18 protein-coding genes and 1 riboswitch are annotated in these 21374 nt (G+C 63.0%); of the genes, 8 read left to right on the top strand and 10 right to left on the bottom strand.

The window, feature by feature from the left end:
- The first annotated feature begins 122 nt into the window (after positions 1 to 122).
- Positions 123 to 596 (top strand): hypothetical protein, encoded by a 474-nt coding sequence (locus tag AC56QX_RS21710; protein ID WP_497110518.1) that lies wholly within the window; start codon positions 123 to 125, stop codon positions 594 to 596.
- 175 nt (positions 597 to 771) lie between these two features.
- Positions 772 to 1947 carry a GGDEF domain-containing protein gene (locus tag AC56QX_RS21715; protein ID WP_497110519.1) on the top strand — a complete coding sequence of 392 codons (1176 nt, stop codon included), beginning with the start codon at positions 772 to 774 and terminating at the stop codon, positions 1945 to 1947.
- A 6-nt stretch (positions 1948 to 1953) separates the two neighbouring features.
- Here the strand turns inward: AC56QX_RS21715 and gcvP are convergent, their stop codons facing one another.
- From gcvP to gcvT, 3 genes are read right to left on the bottom strand one after another with little or no spacing between them, the layout of a single operon-like run.
- Positions 1954 to 4764, bottom strand: a complete 2811-nt coding sequence (gene gcvP, locus AC56QX_RS21720) for an aminomethyl-transferring glycine dehydrogenase (RefSeq protein ID WP_497110521.1) — start codon at positions 4762 to 4764, stop codon at positions 1954 to 1956.
- Between the two features lie 18 nt (positions 4765 to 4782).
- Positions 4783 to 5151 (bottom strand): glycine cleavage system protein GcvH, encoded by a 369-nt coding sequence (gene gcvH / locus AC56QX_RS21725; RefSeq protein WP_497110523.1) that lies wholly within the window; start codon positions 5149 to 5151, stop codon positions 4783 to 4785.
- Between the two features lie 5 nt (positions 5152 to 5156).
- A complete protein-coding gene (gcvT, locus tag AC56QX_RS21730) occupies positions 5157 to 6257 on the bottom strand; it encodes a glycine cleavage system aminomethyltransferase GcvT (RefSeq protein WP_497110525.1) in 1101 nt (366 codons plus the stop codon).
- Positions 6258 to 6406: 149 nt separating this feature from the next.
- A riboswitch (glycine riboswitch) is annotated at positions 6407 to 6493 on the bottom strand.
- Positions 6494 to 6690: 197 nt separating this feature from the next.
- Here gcvT and AC56QX_RS21735 point away from each other — a divergent pair.
- Both AC56QX_RS21735 and AC56QX_RS21740 read left to right on the top strand, forming a co-directional pair.
- Positions 6691 to 7692, top strand: a complete 1002-nt coding sequence (locus AC56QX_RS21735) for a hypothetical protein (protein WP_497110527.1) — start codon at positions 6691 to 6693, stop codon at positions 7690 to 7692.
- A 114-nt stretch (positions 7693 to 7806) separates the two neighbouring features.
- Positions 7807 to 8235, top strand: coding sequence for a hypothetical protein (locus AC56QX_RS21740; protein ID WP_497110528.1), 429 nt, complete (start codon positions 7807 to 7809; stop codon positions 8233 to 8235).
- Between the two features lie 81 nt (positions 8236 to 8316).
- On the opposite strand, the gene AC56QX_RS21745 is transcribed toward AC56QX_RS21740, so the two are convergent.
- The 6 genes from AC56QX_RS21745 to AC56QX_RS21770 form a co-directional block, all read right to left on the bottom strand.
- The gene (locus tag AC56QX_RS21745) at positions 8317 to 9108 is read right to left on the bottom strand and encodes a molybdopterin-binding protein (protein ID WP_497110529.1); all 792 of its coding nucleotides are present in this window, start codon (positions 9106 to 9108) and stop codon (positions 8317 to 8319) included.
- Position 9109: 1 nt separating this feature from the next.
- Positions 9110 to 9991, bottom strand: coding sequence for a cytochrome b/b6 domain-containing protein (locus AC56QX_RS21750; protein WP_497110530.1), 882 nt, complete (start codon positions 9989 to 9991; stop codon positions 9110 to 9112).
- Between the two features lie 97 nt (positions 9992 to 10088).
- Positions 10089 to 10766 (bottom strand): DUF1345 domain-containing protein, encoded by a 678-nt coding sequence (locus AC56QX_RS21755; RefSeq protein WP_497110532.1) that lies wholly within the window; start codon positions 10764 to 10766, stop codon positions 10089 to 10091.
- Between the two features lie 31 nt (positions 10767 to 10797).
- Entirely contained in the window at positions 10798 to 11265 is a 468-nt protein-coding gene (locus tag AC56QX_RS21760; protein ID WP_497110533.1) for a YaiI/YqxD family protein, read from the bottom strand.
- A gap of 63 nt (positions 11266 to 11328) precedes the next feature.
- A complete protein-coding gene (gfa, locus tag AC56QX_RS21765; RefSeq protein ID WP_497110535.1) occupies positions 11329 to 11898 on the bottom strand; it encodes an S-(hydroxymethyl)glutathione synthase in 570 nt (189 codons plus the stop codon).
- Positions 11899 to 11966: 68 nt separating this feature from the next.
- Positions 11967 to 13094, bottom strand: a complete 1128-nt coding sequence (locus AC56QX_RS21770; RefSeq protein WP_497110537.1) for an S-(hydroxymethyl)glutathione dehydrogenase/class III alcohol dehydrogenase — start codon at positions 13092 to 13094, stop codon at positions 11967 to 11969.
- Between the two features lie 199 nt (positions 13095 to 13293).
- On the opposite strand from AC56QX_RS21770, the gene AC56QX_RS21775 reads away from it, so the two are divergent.
- The 3 genes from AC56QX_RS21775 (at position 13294) to AC56QX_RS21785 (ending at position 19796) form a co-directional block, all read left to right on the top strand.
- Positions 13294 to 15306 (top strand): acetyl-CoA carboxylase biotin carboxylase subunit, encoded by a 2013-nt coding sequence (locus AC56QX_RS21775; protein WP_497110538.1) that lies wholly within the window; start codon positions 13294 to 13296, stop codon positions 15304 to 15306.
- A gap of 106 nt (positions 15307 to 15412) precedes the next feature.
- Entirely contained in the window at positions 15413 to 18940 is a 3528-nt protein-coding gene (gene dnaE, locus AC56QX_RS21780; protein ID WP_497110539.1) for a DNA polymerase III subunit alpha, read from the top strand.
- A gap of 52 nt (positions 18941 to 18992) precedes the next feature.
- A complete protein-coding gene (locus AC56QX_RS21785; protein WP_497110541.1) occupies positions 18993 to 19796 on the top strand; it encodes an ion channel in 804 nt (267 codons plus the stop codon).
- A 3-nt stretch (positions 19797 to 19799) separates the two neighbouring features.
- On the opposite strand, the gene AC56QX_RS21790 is transcribed toward AC56QX_RS21785, so the two are convergent.
- Positions 19800 to 20681 carry a DMT family transporter gene (locus AC56QX_RS21790; protein WP_497110542.1) on the bottom strand — a complete coding sequence of 294 codons (882 nt, stop codon included), beginning with the start codon at positions 20679 to 20681 and terminating at the stop codon, positions 19800 to 19802.
- 184 nt (positions 20682 to 20865) lie between these two features.
- Between AC56QX_RS21790 and AC56QX_RS21795 the strand changes: the two genes are divergently transcribed.
- The gene (locus tag AC56QX_RS21795) at positions 20866 to 21372 is read left to right on the top strand and encodes a hypothetical protein (RefSeq protein ID WP_497110543.1); all 507 of its coding nucleotides are present in this window, start codon (positions 20866 to 20868) and stop codon (positions 21370 to 21372) included.
- Positions 21373 to 21374: the final 2 nt, after the last annotated feature.

Below are 21374 nucleotides of genomic sequence, written 5' to 3' on the forward strand. Positions count from 1 at the left end.
GTGGTTAATGGCCGGTATTGCGGAAACCAAATCTTAGCTGCATTTCGGCACCGAAGTTTAATTGCTCTTCTGTACCTTGATTTCTGAAGAACGACCCGACAAATCGGGCGACGGGGCAGGGCATGCGTCAGACACAATTTGCGGCGGCGGCCACGATGGCGGCTGTCTTGATGATCACCGGGTGCACGACGAACAACAACGTCGACACGACCAAGACCACGGCCATTCAGCCGGCTGCAAAGACCGTCGACACCTCCGATCTGGCGCAAGGCAAGGCGCAGTTTCGCGACGCCAATTATGGTCTCGCCGAACAGCATTTCCGCAAGGCGGTCGAGCTGAAGGCCGACAATGCTGAGGCCTGGATGGGGCTCGCCGCTTCCTATGACGAGCTCGGCCGCTTCGACTTTGCCGACCGCGCCTACGGCCAGCTCTTGAAGGTCGCCGGCCGCAAACCGCAGATCGTCAACAATATGGGCTATTCGCAACTGCTGCGCGGCAACAAGAAAAAAGCCAGGGCGCTGCTGCTCGAGGCCAAGGCCGGCATGGCCGACCCCACGGTCGTCAACGCCAACCTCGCCTTGCTCAACAAGGGTTGATGCCCGTTTTGATCCTCGCGCCGACCGTGGGCGCGATTTCCAGACAGGTGGTATCGACGCTTTGTAAACCCTAACCGCAGCTTGGGTCGAAAGATCGGCTGAAAACCATGGTCGAGGGCTGCCGCTGACCTAGAATGCGGCGCTACCGCCGACGCTCGAGAGGCCGCCGCCCGATATGCTGGATTTCAGTTCGCTCCTGCTCGCAGCCGCGCTGTCGGGTACTTGTCTGGCCGTCACCCTGTTTGCCATTTGGTTCACCGCGCCGCGGGCGCGTTTCGTGCTGACGGTGGCCTGCGGCATCCTTGTGCTCGTCGCGCATGTGATTGTCTTCTGGCGCTACACCAAGGAACCTGATCCGCTGCTTTGCCAGATCGCGCTGGCGCTGCTCAGCCTGGGCTTCCTCATCATCTGCATTTCGGCGATGCAGTATCTGGGCGTGCCGGAACACAGGCGTGCGATGCTGCCGACACTTGCCGCCATGGCTGTCTGCGCGGCCGTGACCTTCCTCGGCCTTGACGGTGTCGGCTTCATCGTCACCTACGCGACGGTCACCGTGCTGCTCTCGACGATTGGAGCCATGTTCTGGGTCAATGGCAGTCACGATCGCCGGATCCTGCTGGTGGTTTCGTTCCTGAGCGGCACCTGCGCGGTGTCGTTTGCCCTTTGCGGCATGGTTCTGATGGCCAAGGGGCAATGGACGCTTGGGGCGGCGCCCGACAACTGGGCCGAACGTCTGAATTCCGTCGTTGCGGTGGCCTGCATGACAGGTCTCGGCGCCTTGACGCTGTCGCTGCACCATCTGCAGGCGCAGATCGAGCTGAAGGCCGAGACGATGACCGATCCATTGACCGGGCTGATGAATCGTCGCGGGTTGACGTCGCACTATGGCGAGCGGCCTTTCGGTCCTTTCATGGCGGTCGTGATGTTCGACCTCGACCACTTCAAGAGGACGAACGACGTCTACGGTCACCCGGTCGGAGACCAGGTTCTGTGCCGCTTCGCAGCCGTCATCAGGAAGTATGCCAGGACAGGCGTCGACGCCTTTCGCCTGGGTGGCGAGGAGTTCGCCATCGTCATGTCGCGGATGACGGAAGAGCGGGCCCATGATCTCGCCAGCAAGATCGGCGTTGCCTTCGGCACCGAAATCGTTGCCACCCCGCTCGGTCCGTTGCGCAGCACGGTCAGCGGCGGCATCGGCTTTGGCGGCGCCGAAGGCAGCAGCCTCGACGAGGTGCTGGCCGAGGCGGACGCAGCACTCTACGCGGCCAAGCGTGCCGGCCGAAATTGCGTCATCAGCCATAAAAGGATGGGCAAGGCCGAACCGGTCAGGCCGGCCTTGCGCTCAGCATAGAGCGGGCTACTCCGCCGCTCCCAGATAATCAGCCAGCGGCGGGCATGAGCAGACCAGGTTGCGGTCGCCGGCGACATTGTCGATGCGCGACACCGGCGGCCAATATTTGGCTGCCGTATCGGCGTCGCCGGCGGGATAGGCCGCTTCCAGGCGCGAGTAGGGGTGGTTCCACTGGCCGGCCAGCACCTCGGCGGCGGTGTGGGGTGCGTTGACCAGCGGATTGTCGGTCAGCGGCCACTCGCCCTTCGCCACCTTGGCTGCCTCGCCGGCGATGGCAATCATCGCCTCGCAGAAGCGATCCAGTTCTCGCTTGGGCTCGGACTCGGTCGGCTCGACCATCAGCGTGCCGGCAACCGGAAACGACATGGTCGGCGCGTGGAAGCCGTAGTCGATCAGGCGCTTGGCGATATCGTCGACACTGATGCCGGCGCTCTCCTTGAGCACGCGAGTGTCGAGGATGCATTCATGCGCGATGCGATCGTGCCGGCCCTTGTAGAGCAGCGGGAAGTGCGGCGCGAGCCGTGTCGCCACATAGTTGGCCGAAATGATGGCGGTCTCCGTCGCCTGCTTCAGCCCAGTGGCGCCCATCATGCGGATATACATCCAGGTGATCGGCAGGATGGAAGCGCTGCCGAAGGGCGCCGCCGACACGGCATGCGCCGAGCTTTCGGTGACATGCCCCGGCAGATAAGGCTTCAGATGCGCCTTGACGCCAATCGGACCGACGCCGGGGCCGCCGCCGCCATGCGGGATGCAGAAGGTCTTGTGCAGGTTCATGTGGCAGACGTCGGCGCCGATGTCGGCGGGGCGGGCTAGCGCGACCAGCGCGTTGAGGTTGGCGCCGTCGAAATAGACCTGGCCGCCATGCTCATGAATGAGGGCGCAGAGGTGGCGCGCGCCTTCTTCGTAGACGCCGTGCGTCGAGGGATAGGTGAACATCAGCGCCGCGAGATTTTTGGAATGCTCGTTGGCTTTGGCCCGCATATCGTCCATGTCGATATTGCCGTCCTCCAGGCAGCGCACGACGACAACGCTCATGCCGGCCATCGCCGCGCTTGCCGGATTGGTGCCATGCGCGGAGGAGGGGATCAGGCAGACGGTGCGATGGCCTTCGCCGCGCGAGCGGTGATAGGCACGGATGGCGAGAAGGCCGGCATATTCGCCCTGGCTGCCGGCATTGGGCTGCAGGCTGACGGCGTCGAAGCCGGTGATTTCCGACAGCCAGCCTTCCAGCTCGCCGATCATGGCACGATAGCCGGCCGAGTGCGCTGATGGCGCGAAGGGATGCAGATTGGCGATGCTTGGCCAACTCACCGGCATCATTTCGGCCGCGGCGTTGAGCTTCATCGTGCAGGATCCCAGCGGGATCATTGAGCGGTCGAGCGCCAGGTCCTTGTCGGCCAGCCGGCGCAGCAAGCGCATCATGTCGGTTTCTGACTTGTTTTCGTTGAAGACCGGCTGGGTCAGAAACTCTTTTCCACGCGCCTTGCCGGGCACGGTGCTGCTGGTTGAAGCCTCAGCCTTGGCGCCGAACAGCGCCGCGATCGCATCGAGATCGGCGTCTGTCGAGGTCTCGTCGAAGCTGATGCCGACATGGTCGGCGTCGATGACGCGCAGCAGCCGGCCGGTCTTTTCGGCGGCGGCGGCGATCTCAGCAGCCTTGCCCTTTGCTTCCACAGTCACGGTGTCGAAGCGGCTGGCGCCGAGCACCGAAACGCCTGCCACCTTCAGGCCGCTTGCCAAACGGTTGGCCAGCGTGTGGATGCGCCCGGCGATCGCCTGCAGCCCGGCAGGGCCGTGCCAGATGGCATAGGCGGTGGCCATGTTGGCAAGCAGCGCCTGCGCGGTGCAGATGTTGGAGGTCGCCTTGTCGCGGCGGATATGCTGTTCGCGTGTTTGCAAGGCCAGGCGGTAGCCGGCGCGGCCCTTGCTGTCGGTCGACTGGCCGACGAGGCGGCCCGGCATCAGCCGGGTCAGCCTATCGGAGACGGCGCAATAGGCGGCGTGCGGGCCGCCAAAGCCCATCGGCACGCCAAAGCGCTGCATCGGGCCGACTGCAATGTCCGCGCCAAGCTTCGCCGGCGCATCGGTCATCGTCAGGCCAAGCGGATCGGCGATGAAGACGACAACGGTGCCGGTGGCGCGGGCTTTGTCGATCGCCGCCTTGTGGTCGCCATAGACGCCAAACGTGTCGGGCCAGGAGACGAGCAGGGCGGCCGTGTTGTCGTCGATCGTGTCGCCGTCGATCTCGATGCCGAGCGGCTCGGCGCGGGTGCGCACGACATCCAGCGTTTGCGGATGCGGTGTGCCAGCAAGCGCCACCTTGGTGCGCTTGTCGCGATGGTGGCGCAGCGCAATGCCGACCGCCTCGGCGACCGCGGTCGCCTCATCGAGCAGCGAGGCCGAGGCCACAGGCAGGCCGGTCAGTTCGGTGACCAGCGTCTGGAAATTGAACAGCATTTCCAGTCGGCCCTGGCTGATCTCGGCCTGATAGGGCGTGTAGGCCGTGTACCAGGCCGGATTCTCGAACAAATTGCGCTGGATGACCGGCGGCACATGCACGCCGTGATAGCCAGCGCCGATGAAGCTCTTCAGCACCGTATTTTTCGCCATGGTCGCCGACAATTCGGCCAGCGCTTCGGCTTCGCTCGCCGGCGCAGGCAGGGCCAGCGGCACGTCGAGGCGAATCGACTGCGGCACGGCCTGGCTGATCAGCGTCTCGACGGAGGGAACGCCGATCACCGCAAGCATGGCTCTGACATCGCTGACATCAGGACCGATATGGCGGGCCGAGAAGGGGGTAAGTGCTGTGCTCATCGTTTTTAAGTCCTGTAATCAGGCGATATGGGCTTTGTAGGCGGCTTCATCCATGAGGCCGGCAAGCTGGCTTTCGTCGGCAAGCTTCATCTTCCACAGCCAGCCGGCGCCGGTCGCCGCCGAGTTGACCAGCGATGGGTCGGACGACAGCGTGCCGTTGGCCTCGGTGATTTCACCGTCTACGGGCGCGTAAACGTCGGAGGCCGCCTTGACGGATTCGACTACGACGGCGGTATCGCCTTTGCTTAGCCTCTTGCCGATCTCGGGCAACTCGACGAAAACGAGATCGCCGAGCTGTTCCTGCGCATAGTCGGTGATGCCGACGGTGGCGATGCCGCCTTCGACGCGGAGCCATTCGTGATCGGAGGTGAAATAGGTCGTTGCCATCGGAATTATCCTTTGCGGTAGCGATGAGGAGTGAAGGGCAGGGAACTGATATCGACGGGGATTCTCGTGCCGCGCACGTCGGCGAAAACCCTTGTGCCGGGCTTTGCCAGCGCTGTGGCGACATAGCCCATGGCAACCGGATGGCCGGCCGAAGGGCCGAAGCCGCCCGATGTCACACGACCTGCCGCATTGCCGTCGGCGTCGAACAGAGCAGCACCGGCGCGCACCGGCTGGCGGCCTTCCGGCTTCAAGCCAACGCGCTTTTGCGCCGGGCCGCGTTCAACGGCGGCGCGCAAGGCATCGGCGCCGATGAAGGCGCCGGAAGCGCGGATGTCCTTGGGGATCGCCCACATCAGCGCTGCTGCAGCCGGGTCGGTCTCCGGCGTGATGTCCTGGCCATGCAGGCACAGTCCCGCCTCCAGCCGCAGGCTGTCGCGCGCGGCAAGACCGATCCACAGCACGCGCTCATCCTCGAGTAGCTTTGTGACCAAATCCCGCGCGTCCGCTTCCGGCAGGCCGATCTCGAAACCGTCCTCGCCGGTATAGCCTGACCGGCTCATGAACCAGTTCTTCCGCCGCTCGACCCCATGCATAAACAGCAGCGAGCCGGTCTCGATGCCCGCACGGGAGAGGGCTGCCCAGGCTTCAGGTCCCTGGATGGCGAGAAAGACGCGGTCGAGCGGCTCGACCTTCACATCGAAATCGGCGGCCAGCGCGCGCAGATGCTTTTCGTCGGCGACGGCATTGCCGGCATTGGCGACCACCATGAAGCGCTCGTTGCCAAGCCTGGTGACGATCAGATCGTCCAGGATGCCTGCATGTTCATTGAGGAAGAAGGACAGTTTCGACTGCGAGATTTCGAGCGCGCCGGTGTCCAGTGGGCAGGCGCGGTTGAGCAAGGCAATCGCGCCGGGTCCGCTGACCTCGAACAGTTTCATGTGCGAAATGTCGAACAGACCCACATGCTCGCGGGTGTGCAGATGTTCCTTCATGACGCCGGCGGGATAGGTCAGCGGCATCGACCAGCCGGCAAAGGCGCCAAAACGCGCACCGGTGGCTGTGTGAATATCTTCGAGGGGGAGGTGTCTGCTGTCGTCGCCCGTCATGTCATCTCCAGAGTCGCACGCAATCGGCCGCTGATGGCGACCAGTCCGTGCCCCTCTGTCTGAAGCCTGAGAGACTCGCGCAGCCGGAACTCTGTCAGCGGCGCTTACACCTTCGGCGCGGGGGCAAGCCCCGACTTTCCAGAGTGTCTTTCCCGTCTACGGTTCTTTTGCCTGAGAGATTTCGGGCGATTTCCCCTTCGGCGGCAGCTCTCGCTGCTCTCTCCCGCAAACAGGTAGGACTCAAAACCTCAAGTCCTCGACGCGCCATCCATAGCCCGTCGGCGACACCTTGTCACCTCCCAGCGACATCTAAAGGTACGTTGATATTCAGGTGATGCCGGCAAGTCTTCGCTAACCACGCCGTTTGCCGGTTTTTCAAGACACTCCTGATATAGGAGGCCGATGTAACGCTTTGGGGCGGACGGGGACGACTATGGGCGAATTGATCATAAGCGCGCCGGTGGCGGGGCTGACCTCGAAGAATCGCATTGGCCCGGAAGATGTGGTGATGCTGCGCCGCGACGTGTTCGCCGATGGCGTGGTGACCCGAGGCGAGGCCGAGGCGCTGTTCGCGCTCGACCAGACGGCCCGGGACAAGTGCGCGGACTGGGCGCCGTTCTTCGTCGAGGCGGTGACCGACTACATCGTCCATCAGGAAAAGCCCTCGGGCTACATCTCACAGGAGAATACCGACTGGCTGATCCGCACCATCTCGCGCGACGGCATGGTCGACAGCCGCACCGAACTCGAATTGCTGGTCCATGTGCTGGAAGAAGCAAGATCCTCGCCGAGCAAGCTTTGCGTCTATGCGCTGGAGCAGGTTGCGCACGCCGTCATCGACGGCAAGGGGCCGCTGATGCTGGGTGGGGCGCTGGTGCCGGGACTGATCGCCAGGGCGGAGGTCGAATTGCTGCGCCGTATCCTCCACGCCCATGGCGGCGACGGCAACATCGCCATCACACGGGGCGAGGCCGCGGTGCTGTTCAGGATCAACGAACAGACCGCGCAGGCCAAGAACGACCAGTCCTGGAACGATCTGTTCGTCAAGGCGATCGCCAATTTCGTCATGTGCTCGGCCGGCTATGAAGCCCCAACCCGCGGTGTGGCACTGCGACAGGAAAGCTTCCTCGAACACGCCGATCCGGAAATCGGCGGCTTCTTCAGCCGCATGGTCTCCGGCGGCCTTGCCGGCATCATCGAAGCCTATCGGTCTCCGGATGACATCGAGGCCGAGTGGGAAGCCAAGAACAGGGCGGCCGAGGCCTTGGCCCGCCGCGCCGAAACGATCGATGCCGGTGAAGCCAAATGGCTGGTCGGACATATCGGCGTGGACAGGCCCCTCTACGAAAACGAGCGCGCGCTGCTGACGCTCATCAAGCATGCCTCGCCGGAGATCCATCCGGCCCTGAAGCCGCTGCTCGACAAGGTCGCCTGAAAAGAACAAGCGTCCGCTTCGCGGCATTCCCCCTCTCGGTTTCGATAGGGTTCGTCGGCCATGAAACTCCTCTAGTGTCGGGCGGGGACGTCCACTCTCAGGGGAGAACAACACATGACCATGCTTCGTAAGATGCTTGCACTTGCATTTGCCGCAGGCCTTGGCTCGACAACGCTGGCCGATGCCGGCGGGATGACGCCGCAACAACAGGCTGACGCGCGCACCAAGGTCGAAACAGCCGTGGCACTGGCCAACATCGCCAAGGCCGACAAGGACGGCGAGGCGATGCTCGTCGCCGCCAGAATGCTGGCCGAGGCCGGTCCGGTGGCCGAGCAGGGCGCCAAGATGAAGGACGGCAAGCCGACACTGATGGACACCGGCAAGATGGCCAAAATGGCCAAGGAAATGGGCGCCGACGCCAAGAAGGCCGATGCCGTCGCCAGCATGGCGACCTCGAACGGCGAAACGGCGCGCAGCGATGGCTACTGGTACTACAGCTGCGATTCCTACAACAACTGCCAGTGGATCTACGCCGGCTATTGAGCGGGGCGGGGGGCTCAATCATAGCAGGCGTTCGTGATCGGCCCGTGGCCTCCGCGGGCCGATCATCTTTTTGTGGTGAGGTCAGATACCGCCATACCAGTCGTAGCCATTGTCTTCCCAATAGCCGCCGCGACCACCGCCGACATTGGCGAAGCCGTCGACCAGCTCGATCTTGTAGAGATATTTCGGCATCTTGTAGCCGAGTTGGCGCTCGACGCGGACGCGTAGCGGCGCGCCGTTTTCGACCGGCAACGGCTTGCCGTTCAGGCCATAGGCCAGGATCGTCTGCGGGTGGCGAGCATCGATGAGGTCGATCGTGCCGTAATATTTGATGTCGCCGGACAGGCTGCGGTCGATCGTGTCGAGGCAATGGAACATGACATAGCGCGCCTGCGGCTTGACCACGGCCTGGTCGAGCACCAGCGACAGCGGCGTGCCGGTCCATTTGGCGATGCAGCTCCAGCCCTCGACGCAGTCGTGGCGGGTGATCTGGGTGCGGCTCGGCATGTTCTGAAGCTGCTCGCGGGTCAGCGACAGCGGCTTTTCGACGAGACCTGTCACTTCCAGCCGCCAGTCGGCGAAATTGTTGGCGAGCAGGCCCTTATAGGTGTCGTCGTCGGGAGAGGTGACGCCGTTCGGTCGCTGCGGCTGGCGGATGTCGGCTTCGGTGAATTCCGGCGCCAACGCGTCGCGACCGGCAAGCAGGCGTTGCGCCCGATATGTCAGCCCGTTGGCGTTTTCGAGAAAACTGCGCAAGCCGCTGCCGATGCTCAACTGGCTGTCGAAGGCGTCGCAGCCCGACAGCATGATGCCGGAGGCGCCGAGGCTGGCTGCGGTCAGGAATTTCCGGCGGCTGATTTCGAATTTCGCCATGTCACGCACTCCTCTCGGTCGTCTTGTCGTCATGCATGGGCGGATCGGTGCGATACCAGCCGGTGATGATCGAGCGCAGTTCGTTGATCGGGCCGGCGGCCAGGATCATCAGGATGTGGATGATGAAGAAGCCGACCAGCAGCAGCATGACGGTGAAATGGATGGTGCGCGCCGTCTGGCGCCCGCCGAGCAGATCGTTGAGGAAGGGCAGCACCGAGTTCATGCTGGGCGACATGGCAAGGCCGGTGATGATCATCAGCGGCAACAGCACGAACAGCACCCCGCCATAGGCCATCTTCTGCAGCGTGTTGTATTCGCGTGTGTGGTGGAATTTCAGCTTGGCGTGGTCGATGATGTCCCGCGGCAGCCGCTTGAGGTCGTCGAGGCGTGGTGCGAGATCGCGCCTGATATGGCCGTTGATCAGGCTGGCGACCAGCCAGACGATCAAGGTCGTCGTCAGGATCCAGGCAAAGAAGAAATGCACGACACGGGCGGTGCCGAGATCATAGTAGGACGGGATGGTCGCCCAGGACGGAAAACCGCGCGCCGTCTCGTTGCCGGCCGGACCCGACCAGCCGAGCACGCCCGTCGTGTCGAAGCGGTGCCCGAAGATTTCGGTGTAACCGCGCGGACCGGCGTTGGTGTTTTCGGCACCGATCTCGAAAATGGTGTTATTGTAGCCGAAGCCGGATTGCTTGCCGATGTAGAGCTGCGGCCGGGCGTTGAAGATCTGCAGGCCGGACAGCAGCATGAAGAACAGCGAGATGGCCCAGAGCCAATGCGTCAGCCGCGTCCAGCGCGACTGCCGGTAGATCAGCGTCTTGTCGTTCGAAGCGGGAACGCCCGGCCCAATTTCAGATTGGCTTCTGGCAACCGATTCCATCTTGTCTCGTCTCCCGGCCTCGCGGCGCGACCTGCGCGTTCATTGTCCTCCTGATACGTCGCGATCCAAACCGATGTTTCACCCGATCACGGATTTATTACGGAGAGCCCAGGCTGACGGCGAGGTTGACCGCCGCGGCGACGATGATGGTGTTGAAGAAGAACGACAGGATCGAATGGACGAGCACGACACAACGCATATGCGTGGTGGAGATGTTGGTGTCGGCGGTCTGCGCCGTCATGCCGATGACTGCCGAGAAGTAGAGGAAATCCCAGCCTTCCGGCCGTTTGTCGCCTGGGAACAGCAATCCGCCAACCGGGATTTTCTTCTTGGTCTTGGTGTCGACCTCGTCGCCATCCATCCAGTAGACATGAGCATAATGGAGCGCCGCCATGGCATGGATGGTGAACCAGCCGAGCGGGATCGACAGCAGCGCGAAGCCAAGTTCAACCGGATGCCCAGTGTCTTTCTGATTGATCAGCAGGAACAAGGAGATAACGGCGACGCCGACGACGACAAGCGTCACCGCGAAGATGACCAGCACCGGCAGGTCGGTGGCACGCGCATTCTTGCTCAGATACTTGCCGGTGAACGTTGGCATCTGGCTGACGACAAGCATGACGTAAGCGGCAAAAAATGCATTGGCGCCGACCGAATAGGCGAGCGGGGCGTGCAGCAGCAACGCCACAACAAGCGCCACAGCGCCGAAGCAGGCCGACATCGCGAACAGCATGTGGCGCTGAATGGGATTCTTGATCGGGGTTTCGGCGGCCATGGCGGTCTCCACCCTGGATGACGCTCGGTTTCTAGCTGGGTGTGGCGGATTTCAGCGCGCGCCGCAAGATACGGTCGAGTTCACCGAGGAATCGCGAACGGTCCTGCGGTGCGAAGCTGGCATTGTAGCCCTTGCTTTCGCCGGTTTCGCGCAAATGCTGTTTGAGGTCGCGCATGGCGACGGCCATGCCGATGGTTTCCGGCGTGAACGGGCGCCCGGTGGGCCCAAGCACATGGGCGCCGAGCGCCACCGCGCGGGCAGCAAGCGGTATGTCGGCGGTGATCACGATGTCGTTGGATTTTGCGTTCTCAACAATCCAGTCGTCGGCGGCGTCAGCGCCCTTGGAGACCACAACGTTGCGGACCATCGGGTCGCGCGATGGCCGCAAGCCGCCATTGGAGACATAGGTGACGACGACGCCAAGGCGCTCGGCGACTTTTTCGACCTCTGCCTTGACGGGGCAGGCGTCGGCATCGACGTAAATGGAGGGTGCGGGCATTGTCTCTCCGAAACGGACAGGGGCCGGAAGCATGTCCGGCCCCTGCCTGAAATCTTACAGCGTTCAGGCCGGCAAGGCGCCTGACTTCTTCGCCGTCCAGGTGGCGATATAATCCATCAGGCCGGGGTTGAGGCAGTCATAGGGTTCGAGCCCGATCGACTTTAGCTGCGCCCGGATGCCGTCCATGCGTTTCGGGTCGACGCCGGATTCGATGATCGACGAGACAAAGGCAGTGAAGCCCGGCGGCGACCAGCCATCCTCCTGGAAGCGCTCAGGGTGGATGAAGGACAAGCCCTTGAACGGATGGTCGCGCTCGACCGGGCCGTGCATGTGGACGCCGCAGCCGGTGCAGGCATGGCGCTGGATCAGCGCCGAGGGGTCGACCACCTTGAGCTTGTCGCCGTTCTCGGTGACGGTGACGTCGCCGGTGCCGGCGACGGCAACCACCGAGAATATCGCGCCTTCCGGCTTCCAGCATTTGGTGCAGCCGCAGGCGTGGTTGTGGGCGATCTGGCCCTTGACCTTCACCTTGACGGGCTTGCTGGTGCAGGCGCAGACCAGCGTGCCGCCGGCAAAGCTCGCGCTCTCCTTGGGCAAGCCATTGTCGATTTTCGGATGCAGTTTTTCCGCCATTCTTTTCTCCTCCCGTTTGTGAACCACAGAGGTCGCTGGCCGGTCGGTCGGCGGCTTGTGGCCTTCCTTCAGTAAACGACGACGCTTCGGATCGACTTGCCCTCATGCATGAGGTCGAACCCCTTGTTGATGTCCTCGAGCTTCAGCGTGTGGGTGATCATCGGATCGATCTGGATCTTGCCGTCCATGTACCAGTCGACGATCCTCGGCACGTCGGTGCGGCCGCGCGCGCCGCCGAAGGCGGTGCCCATCCAGGTCCGCCCGGTGACCAGCTGGAACGGCCTGGTCGAAATCTCCTGGCCAGCACCCGCGACGCCGATGACGACCGACTTGCCCCAGCCGCGATGCGAGGCTTCCAGCGCCTGACGCATCACCTTGGTGCTGCCGGTGCAGTCGAATGTGTAGTCGGCGCCGCCGATCTGGTCGGCGCCACGCTTGGTCATGTTGACCAGATGCGGCACGACATCGCCGTCGATCTCCTTCGGATTGACGAAATGCGTCATGCCGAATTTTTCGCCCCAGGCCTTCTTGTCGTTGTTGAGATCGACGCCAATGATCATGTCGGCGCCGGCCAGCTTCAGGCCCTGGATGACGTTCAAGCCGATACCGCCGAGGCCGAAGACGACAGCCGTGGCGCCTTGCTCGACCTTGGCGGTGTTGATGACCGCACCAATGCCGGTGGTGACGCCGCAGCCGATGTAGCAGATCTTGTCGAAGGGTGCGTCCGGGTTGACCTTGGCCAGCGCGATCTCGGGCAGCACGGTGAAGTTTGAGAAGGTCGAGCAGCCCATATAGTGGAAGATCTTGTCCTTGCCGATCGAGAAGCGCGACGAACCGTCCGGCATCAGGCCTTGCCCCTGCGTGGCGCGGATGGCCGTGCACAGATTGGTCTTGCGCGACAGGCAGGACGGACACTGCCGGCATTCCGGCGTGTAGAGGGGGATGACATGGTCGCCCTTCTTGACCGAGGTGACGCCCTTGCCGACATCGACGACGACGCCAGCGCCCTCATGGCCGAGGATGGCCGGAAACAGGCCTTCCGGATCGGCGCCCGACAGAGTGAACTCGTCGGTGTGGCAGATACCGGTCGCCTTGATCTCTACCAGCACCTCGCCATCACGCGGACCGTCGAGGTCGACCTCCATGATCTCCAACGGCTTTCCGGCGGCGACAGCGACAGCGGCGCGGGTTTTCATCAGGCGTCCTCCAATGCGAATTTTTTTCCAAGGTTTCAGGTTTTATCGACACGATCAACTGGAAGCTGGTGCCGAGACTGGGCCACAGCGAAGAATTGGAATCGCAAATCGATTGAAAGGCAGTGATTTGCATGGTCGGCTTGACCCCGCAAGCACAGGCCATAAAAGGAACGACCGACCGGAGGGGAACGACCTCAGCATGTTCACGAAAATCCTGATCGCCAATCGTGGCGAGATCGCCTGTCGCGTCATCAAGACGGCGCGCAAGATGGGGATTGCCACGGTCGCGGTCTATTCCGATGCCGATCGCGATGCCGTGCATGTCGAGATGGCCGACGAAGCGGTGCATATCGGGCCTTCGCCCGCCGCGCAGAGTTATTTGCTGCCGGAAAAGATCATCGCCGCCTGCAAGGAAACCGGAGCTCAGGCCGTGCATCCCGGTTATGGCTTCCTGTCCGAGCGCGCCGCCTTCTGCGAGGCGCTGGAAGCGGAAGGTATCATCTTCATCGGCCCAAAGCCCAAAGCGATCAAGGCGATGGGCGACAAGATCGAATCGAAGAAGTTCGCCAACGCCGCCAAGGTTTCGACGGTGCCCGGCTGGCTCGGTGTCATCGAGAATGCCGACCATGCCGAAAAGATCGCCGGCGAGATCGGCTATCCCGTGATGATCAAGGCCTCGGCCGGCGGCGGCGGCAAGGGCATGCGCATCGCCTGGAACCAGTCGGAAGTGCGCGACGGTTTCGACCGGGCGCGCTCGGAGGCCAAGAGCTCGTTCGGCGACGACCGCGTGTTCATCGAAAAGTTCGTCGTCGATCCGCGCCATATCGAGATCCAGGTGCTGGCCGACGCGCATGGCAATGCGTTCTATCTCGGCGAGCGCGAATGCTCGATCCAGCGCCGCAACCAGAAGGTTGCGGAAGAGGCGCCGTCGCCTTTCCTCGATGCCAAGACGCGCAAGGCCATGGGCGAGCAGTCGGTGGCGCTGGCCAGGGCCGTCGACTACCAGAGCGCCGGCACGGTCGAGTTCATCGTCGACAAGGACAAGAACTTCTATTTCCTTGAAATGAATACACGATTGCAGGTCGAGCACCCGGTAACCGAGCTCGTGACCGGCATCGATCTGGTTGAACAGATGATCCGCGTCGCCGCCGGCGAAAAGCTTGGCCTGACGCAAAGCGACATCAAGCTGAATGGCTGGGCGGTGGAAAGCCGGCTCTATGCCGAGGACCCGTACCGCAATTTCCTGCCGTCGATCGGCCGGCTGACGCGCTACCGGCCGCCGGAGGAAGGGCAATTCGGCGATGTCGTCATACGCAACGATACCGGCGTCACCGAAGGCTCGGAGATTTCGATGTTCTATGACCCGATGCTGGCCAAGCTCTGCACCTGGGCGCCGACGCGCATCGAAGCGATCGATGCCATGTCGGAAGCTCTCGATAGCTTTGTCGTCGACGGCATTGAGCACAATATTCCGTTCCTGGCGGCGCTGATGCAGCATCCGCGTTGGCGGAAAGGACAGATATCGACGGCATTCATCGCCGAGGAGTATCCCGACGGCTTCGCGCCGATCGTACCCAGCAGCGAGGACAAGGCCGTCTTGGCGTCAATCGCCACAGCGGTGGAGCTGCTGCGCCGCGACCGGCTTGACCGGCTTGGCGGGCGGCTGGCGCCGCATTCGGGCGCGCTCAAGCGCGGCTGGGTGGTGAAGATCGGCGAAGACTATCTCCAGGCGTCCATCCTCGAAGGCATGATTTCGATCCCGATGGAGATCGACCTGTCGATCGACGGCGGCAAGGCGCTGACTGTTTCATCCGACTGGCGGCCGGGCGACCTGATCTGGCGCGGCACGGTCGGCAAGCGAAGGGTTGCCGCCCAGATTCGGCAAGTCGCCAACGGTCTTCGAATCGCCTGGAAAGGCATGTCGGTGACCGCGCGCGCCATGCTGCCGCGCACCGCCGAGTTGGAGCGGCTGATGCCTGAAAAGGTGGCGCCGGACACGTCGAACCTGCTGCTCTGCCCGATGCCCGGCCTTGTCGTGTCGATCGCCGTTGCCGAAGGCCAGGAGGTCAAGGCCGGCGAGACGCTGGCCGTGGTCGAAGCGATGAAGATGGAAAACGTGCTGCGCGCCGAACGCGACCTTGTCGTCTCGAAGCTCAACGCCAAGCCGGGCGACAGCCTGGCTGTCGACGCGGTGATCATGGAATTCGCCTGACCAGGCTGGAACTCTGTGGTCAGCAGTCGTTTGTGCTGGACTGGTATCGCCCGGTCCCGGACAATACATCTCCATCGACTCAAAGCCTTAGGCAGCGCGAGAAACCATGGCGGATGACAGACTACCACGCGATCCCCTGAAGCGCGAAGCAGCAATTGCTGCCGCGCGGCCGGAGGTGCCGGCGCGGCCGTTTGTCCATCTGCGCGTGCATTCAGCCTATTCGCTGCTCGAGGGCGCGCTTCAGCTTGGCAAGATCGTCGGCCACGCCGTGAAGGACGAAGCGCCGGCCATCGCCGTCACCGACACCAACAATCTGTTCGGCGCGCTGGAGTTCGCGCAGAAGGCGGTGAAGGACGGCATCCAGCCAATCATCGGCTGCCAGATCGCGCTCGCTTTTTCCGGCGAGAACAGCGACGGCCAGCGTGACCGCCGGCGGCAAGGCCCGGAGATGCGGCCGGTCGTCCTGCTCGCCGCGACCGAGGCCGGTTATTCCAATCTGGTTCGGCTTGTCAGCGGCGTCTACCTGGAAACACCCCCCGGTGAGGCGGTACACCTGACCACCGAGACGCTGACTGGACAGAGCGATGGGCTGATCTGCCTCAGCGGCGGACCGCGCGGCCCGATCGGCAACGCCTTGAAGGAGGATCGCCGCGATCTGGCCGAGGTGCGGCTTTTGACGCTCAAGGCGCTGTTCGGCGACCGGCTCTATGTCGAATTGGATCGCGTTGCGGGCTACGACCGGGTCATCGAACATCAGACGATCGATCTCGCCTATGCGCACGAACTTCCGCTCGTTGCTACCAATGAGGCGTTTTTCTCCTCGCGCGACGACTATGAGGCGCATGACGCGCTGATCGCCATCGCCGAGGGCACCGTCGTTGCCGTCGATAACAGACGCCGGCTGTCGCCGGACAATTTCCTGCGCAGCCAGGCCGATATGGCAAAGCTTTTCGCCGACCTGCCGGAAGCGATCGACAACACGGTCGAGATCGCATTGCGCTGCTCATACTATCCAAAGACCCGCAGCCCGATCCTGCCGCGCTTCACCGGTGGCGATGCCTCCGACAAGGACGCGGCCGAAAAGGCCGAGGCCTTGGAACTCGCCCGCCAGGCGCGCGAGGGGCTCGATGCGCGGCTCGCCTTGCACGGACCGACGCCGGGCTACACGGTCGAGCAATATCGCGAGCGGCTCGAATTCGAGCTCGGCATCATCGAGAAGATGAAATTCCCCGGCTACTTCCTGATCGTTGCCGACTTCATCAAATGGGCCAAGGCACAAGGCATTCCGGTCGGACCGGGCCGTGGTTCGGGCGCCGGATCGCTGGTCGCCTATTCGACGACGATCACCGACATCGATCCGCTGCGCTTCTCCCTGCTGTTCGAGCGCTTCCTCAACCCCGACCGCGTGTCGATGCCCGACTTCGACATCGACTTCTGCCAGGATCGCCGCGAAGAGGTGATCCGCTACGTCCAGCAGAAATACGGCCGCGACCAGGTCGGGCAGATCATCACCTTCGGTACGCTGCAGGCCCGCGCCGTGCTGCGCGACGTCGGCCGCGTGCTGCAAATGCCCTATGGCCAGGTCGACAAGCTGTCGAAGATGGTGCCGCAGAACCCGGCCAATCCGGTCAAGCTGGCGGATGCCATCGCCAACGAACCGCGCTTCGCCGAAGAGGCCGAGAGGGAGCCGATCGTCCAGACGCTGCTCGACATGGCGCAGAAGCTGGAAGGGCTCTATCGCCACGCTTCGACGCACGCCGCCGGCATCGTCATCGGCGACCGGCCTTTGTCGGAACTGGTGCCGATGTACCGCGATCCGCGTTCTGACATGCCGGTCACCCAGTTCAACATGAAATATGTCGAGCAGGCCGGGCTGGTGAAGTTCGACTTCCTCGGCCTGAAGACGCTGACGGTGCTGGAGACGGCGGTGAAGCTGATACGCCGCCGCGGCATCGACATCGACCTGGCGACGATCCCGCTCGACGACCCCGACACCTACGCCATGCTGTCGCGCGGCGAAGTGGTCGGCGTGTTCCAGGTGGAAAGTGCCGGCATGCGCAAGGCGCTGATCGGCATGCGGCCCGACTGCATCGAGGATATCATCGCACTGGTCGCGCTCTACCGTCCGGGTCCGATGGAGAACATCCCGACCTACAACGCCAGAAAGCATGGCGAGGAGGAGATGGCGTCGATCCACCCCAAGATCGACCATCTGGTGAAGGAGACGCAAGGCGTCATCGTCTACCAGGAACAGGTCATGCAGATCGCGCAGGAACTGTCCGGCTATTCGCTCGGCGAAGCCGACCTTCTGCGCCGCGCCATGGGCAAAAAGATCCGCGCCGAGATGGACAAGCAGCGCGAGCGCTTCGTCACCGGTGCTGTCGAGCGCGGCGTCAGCAAGCCGCAAGCCGACTTCATTTTCGACCTGCTGGCCAAGTTCGCCGACTATGGTTTCAACAAGTCGCATGCCGCGGCTTACGCCGTCGTCTCGTACCAGACGGCCTATCTCAAAGCGCATTATCCGGTCGAGTTCCTGGCGGCGTCGATGACGCTCGACATGGGCAACACCGACAAGCTGGCCGACTTCCGTCAGGATGCGTTGCGCCTTGGCATCGAAGTTCTGGCACCGTCGGTGATGACGAGTTTTCGGCCTTTCGAGGTCGGCGAGAACCGCATCTATTATTCGATGGCCGCGCTCAAGGGCGTCGGCGACGCGGCGGTCGAGCACGTCGTCACTGTCCGTGGCGAAAAGCCGTTCAAGAATCTCGCCGATTTCTGCGAGCGGGTCGATCCGAAGATCGTCGGCAAGCGCGTCTTCGAAAGCCTGATCATGGCCGGCGCACTCGACTGTTTCGGCCACGACCGCGCCCAGATGCTGGCCGGCGTCGAACGGATGATGGGCCTGGCTTCACTCGCCCAGCAGAATGCCGTTTCCGGCCAGGCCGATATTTTCGGTGCTTCGCTCGGCGCTCAGTCGCAGGCGCTTAATCTGCCGGCGACGGACCCGTGGCTCGCCGCCGACCGGCTGCACCGCGAATTCCAGGTCGTCGGCTTCTATCTCTCGGCCCATCCGCTCGATGAATACAAGGCGGCGTTGCAGAAGATGCGGGTGCAGAACTGGGCGGAGTTCTCGGCGGGCGTCAAGCGTGGCGCCACCGCCGGCCGCCTGGCCGGCACGGTGACCAGCAAGCAGGAGCGCAAGACGCGCACCGGCAACAAGATGGGCGTGGTGGCCTTTTCCGATACCTCCGGCCAGTACGAGGCGGTGCTGTTTTCGGAAGCATTGGCCCAGTACCGCGACCTCCTGGAAGCCGGCCGCTCCGTCGTCATCACTGTCGCGGCGGAGGACAGGCCCGAGGGCGTCAATTTGCGTATCAACTCCGTGCAGTCGCTGGAAGACGAGGCAAGTCGCATCCAGAAGGCACTGCGCATTTTCGTCAGGAACGATGGGCCTGCCTCGATGATCCAATCCCAGCTCACCCAGCGCGGTGAAAGCCAGGTGAGCATTATCGTTCTCAAGGAAGAGGCGCAGGGCGAGGTCGAGATCGCCTTGCAGGGCGGCTACCGCGTCTCGCCACAGATCGCCTCGGCAATGCGCGCGGTGCCTGGCGTGGTCGAAGTGGAATTGGTGTGACCGCGCCCCTTGGCACGCTTCCGCAGGTGCCGCCCATGTCACCGCGATCGGCATGAAGGCCGCGGATAAGCGCGCATCGCAGGGTCGTTCCGCGATGGCGCTGCTGCGCCACAGGCTGCGCAGGCTCTATCATGGGCGCACGCCTGCCGCCTTCCGGTTTCAGGTGGTGGCAATCGTCATCGATCTGGCCATCATCGCCTTCTTCATCGCGACACCCGTCATCCAGCAATCGGCCTCGTTCCCGTGGCTGGACTATGCGGTGGCGGCCCTCGTCGGTGCCGATCTGATTGCCAGGCTGCTGGCCTCCAACGATATGCTGCGCCTGATGAAGCAGCCGACCTCTTGGGTGGATGTCTTCATCCTGCTGACGCTGCTGATGCCGACGGCGCTCGCCAATCTCGGTTTTCTGCGCATCCTGCGGCTGTGGTCGTTGTCGCGCAGCGGTTCGATCTGGCGGCATTTCGAGATGCGTGGCCTGCGGCCCTGGCGCGAGGCGAGCCACGCGGTCATCAACCTGTTGACGTTTCTTTTCGTCATCACCGGCTTCGTCTACACCTTCTTCTTCCGGACCGGTGAAGGGCTCGAAAACTACATCGACGCGCTTTATTTCACCGTCGCCACGGTGACGACGACCGGCTTTGGCGACATCGTACTGCCGGGCATAGCCGGCAAGCTGACCGCGATCGTCACCATGATCACCGGCATATCGCTGTTCGTCAGGCTGGCGCAGGCGATCTTCCGGCCGGCCAAGGTGTTCTTCCCCTGTCCGCAATGCGGGCTGCAGCGGCATGAGCCGGATGCGGTGCATTGCAAGGCCTGCGGGCATGTTCTGAACATACCCGACGAAGGGATCTGACTGCTAAGACGCCGCCACTTCAGCCGCTCGCACCGGCCTGCGCTGCAGATTGAGCAGATTGCCCATCAGGATCAGCAGCGCTCCACCGGCGGTGAAGGCGTCGATCTGTTCCTGATAGAGCAGCCAGCCGACCAGCGCCGACAAGGGCACGCGCAGGAAATCCATCGGTGAAATGACGGTCGCGTCGGCATAGGTGAGCGCGCGGGCCATACAGAAATGCGACGACATGCCGGTGAAGGCGATCAGCAGGATCCATGGCCAGAGTTCGAGCGACGGGGTGCGCCATACGTAGAGTGCGGGGATCAGGCCGACCGCGGACTGGATGATCAGCATCCAGAAGATGATGCGTACGACGCTGTCCGTCCGCGTCAACGACTTTACCAGCACCAACGAGATGCCAAAGCAGACCGCGGCGCCCAGCACGACGAGATGTCCCGGATCAATCGAGCCAACGCCAGGGCGCACGATGACCACGACGCCAATCAGGCCAAGCACCACTGCCGCCAGTTTCGGCCGGCTCAGCCTTTCGCCAAGAAACGTCACCGCCAGGATCGCCGTCCAGATCGGGGTGGTGAATTCGATCGAGATCAGCACCGCCAGCGGAATCAGCGTCAAGGCGTAGAGCCATGCCGCCTGGCCGGTGTAATGGACGACGTTGCGGGCGATATGGGCGAGGGGACGCTGCGTGCGCATCGCCGCAAAGCCGCCGCTCGTCAGCACCAGCGGCAAGAGGATGAGCAAGCCGATCACCGAGCGCAGTTCCAGAACCTGGAAGACGTTTAGTTCGGCCGTCGTGGCGCGGCCGGCGACCGACATCCCTAGGAACGAGGTAATCGACAGCGCCATCCAGAACGCGGCCTTGGGGATCGAAGGGGTGGGTGCCATGGCAGCTGTCTCGCAGGCCGCGGCTTTTGCCGCAATCGCTAGCTGATCTATTCTTCTGGGCCAGTTGCCGCGATCAACTGACGAAACAGTCATGGTGCTGGCGGAACCTGATACGGCCACGGGCGTTGAGCCCGATATTTTATCCGTGCTTCGCAACCCTGCCTTTATCGACAAGGAGAGTCTCATGAGACCATTCGCGCAAGTCGCGCTCGCTGGCTGCCTGGTGATCGCCGCCGGCGCAGCTCATGCCGACGAGACCAAGTTTCTCCAGTCGTTCAAGGGTAATTTCGCCGGCAAGGGCACTGTCCAGGTGACCACGGATGTGCCGAATGTCAGTGTTTCCTGCAGCTTCAAGTCGGATGCGACCTCAACCTCGCTCTCGCTGGATGGCAATTGTCGCGGTCTTGTTGTGATGTCGCGGGCCATCAGTGCCAATCTGAAGGTCACAGGCGCGAAATACAACGGCATCTATGTCGGATCCCGCACCGGACCCGCACAGCTGAACGGCAGCCGTTCGGGCAATGCGATCAATCTTGGTATCCGCTGGGCGCAGGAGGTCAATGGCGATCGCAAGGCCCGGATGACGGTCGAGAAGCGAGGCGAGAACGGCATCCGGCTGACGGTCATCGATACCGATCCGAAAACCGGCAAGAGCGTGGTGACGAGCAGGATCGATCTGACGCGAACCTGATG

Source organism: Mesorhizobium sp. RCAM 06353 (assembly GCF_059683585.1).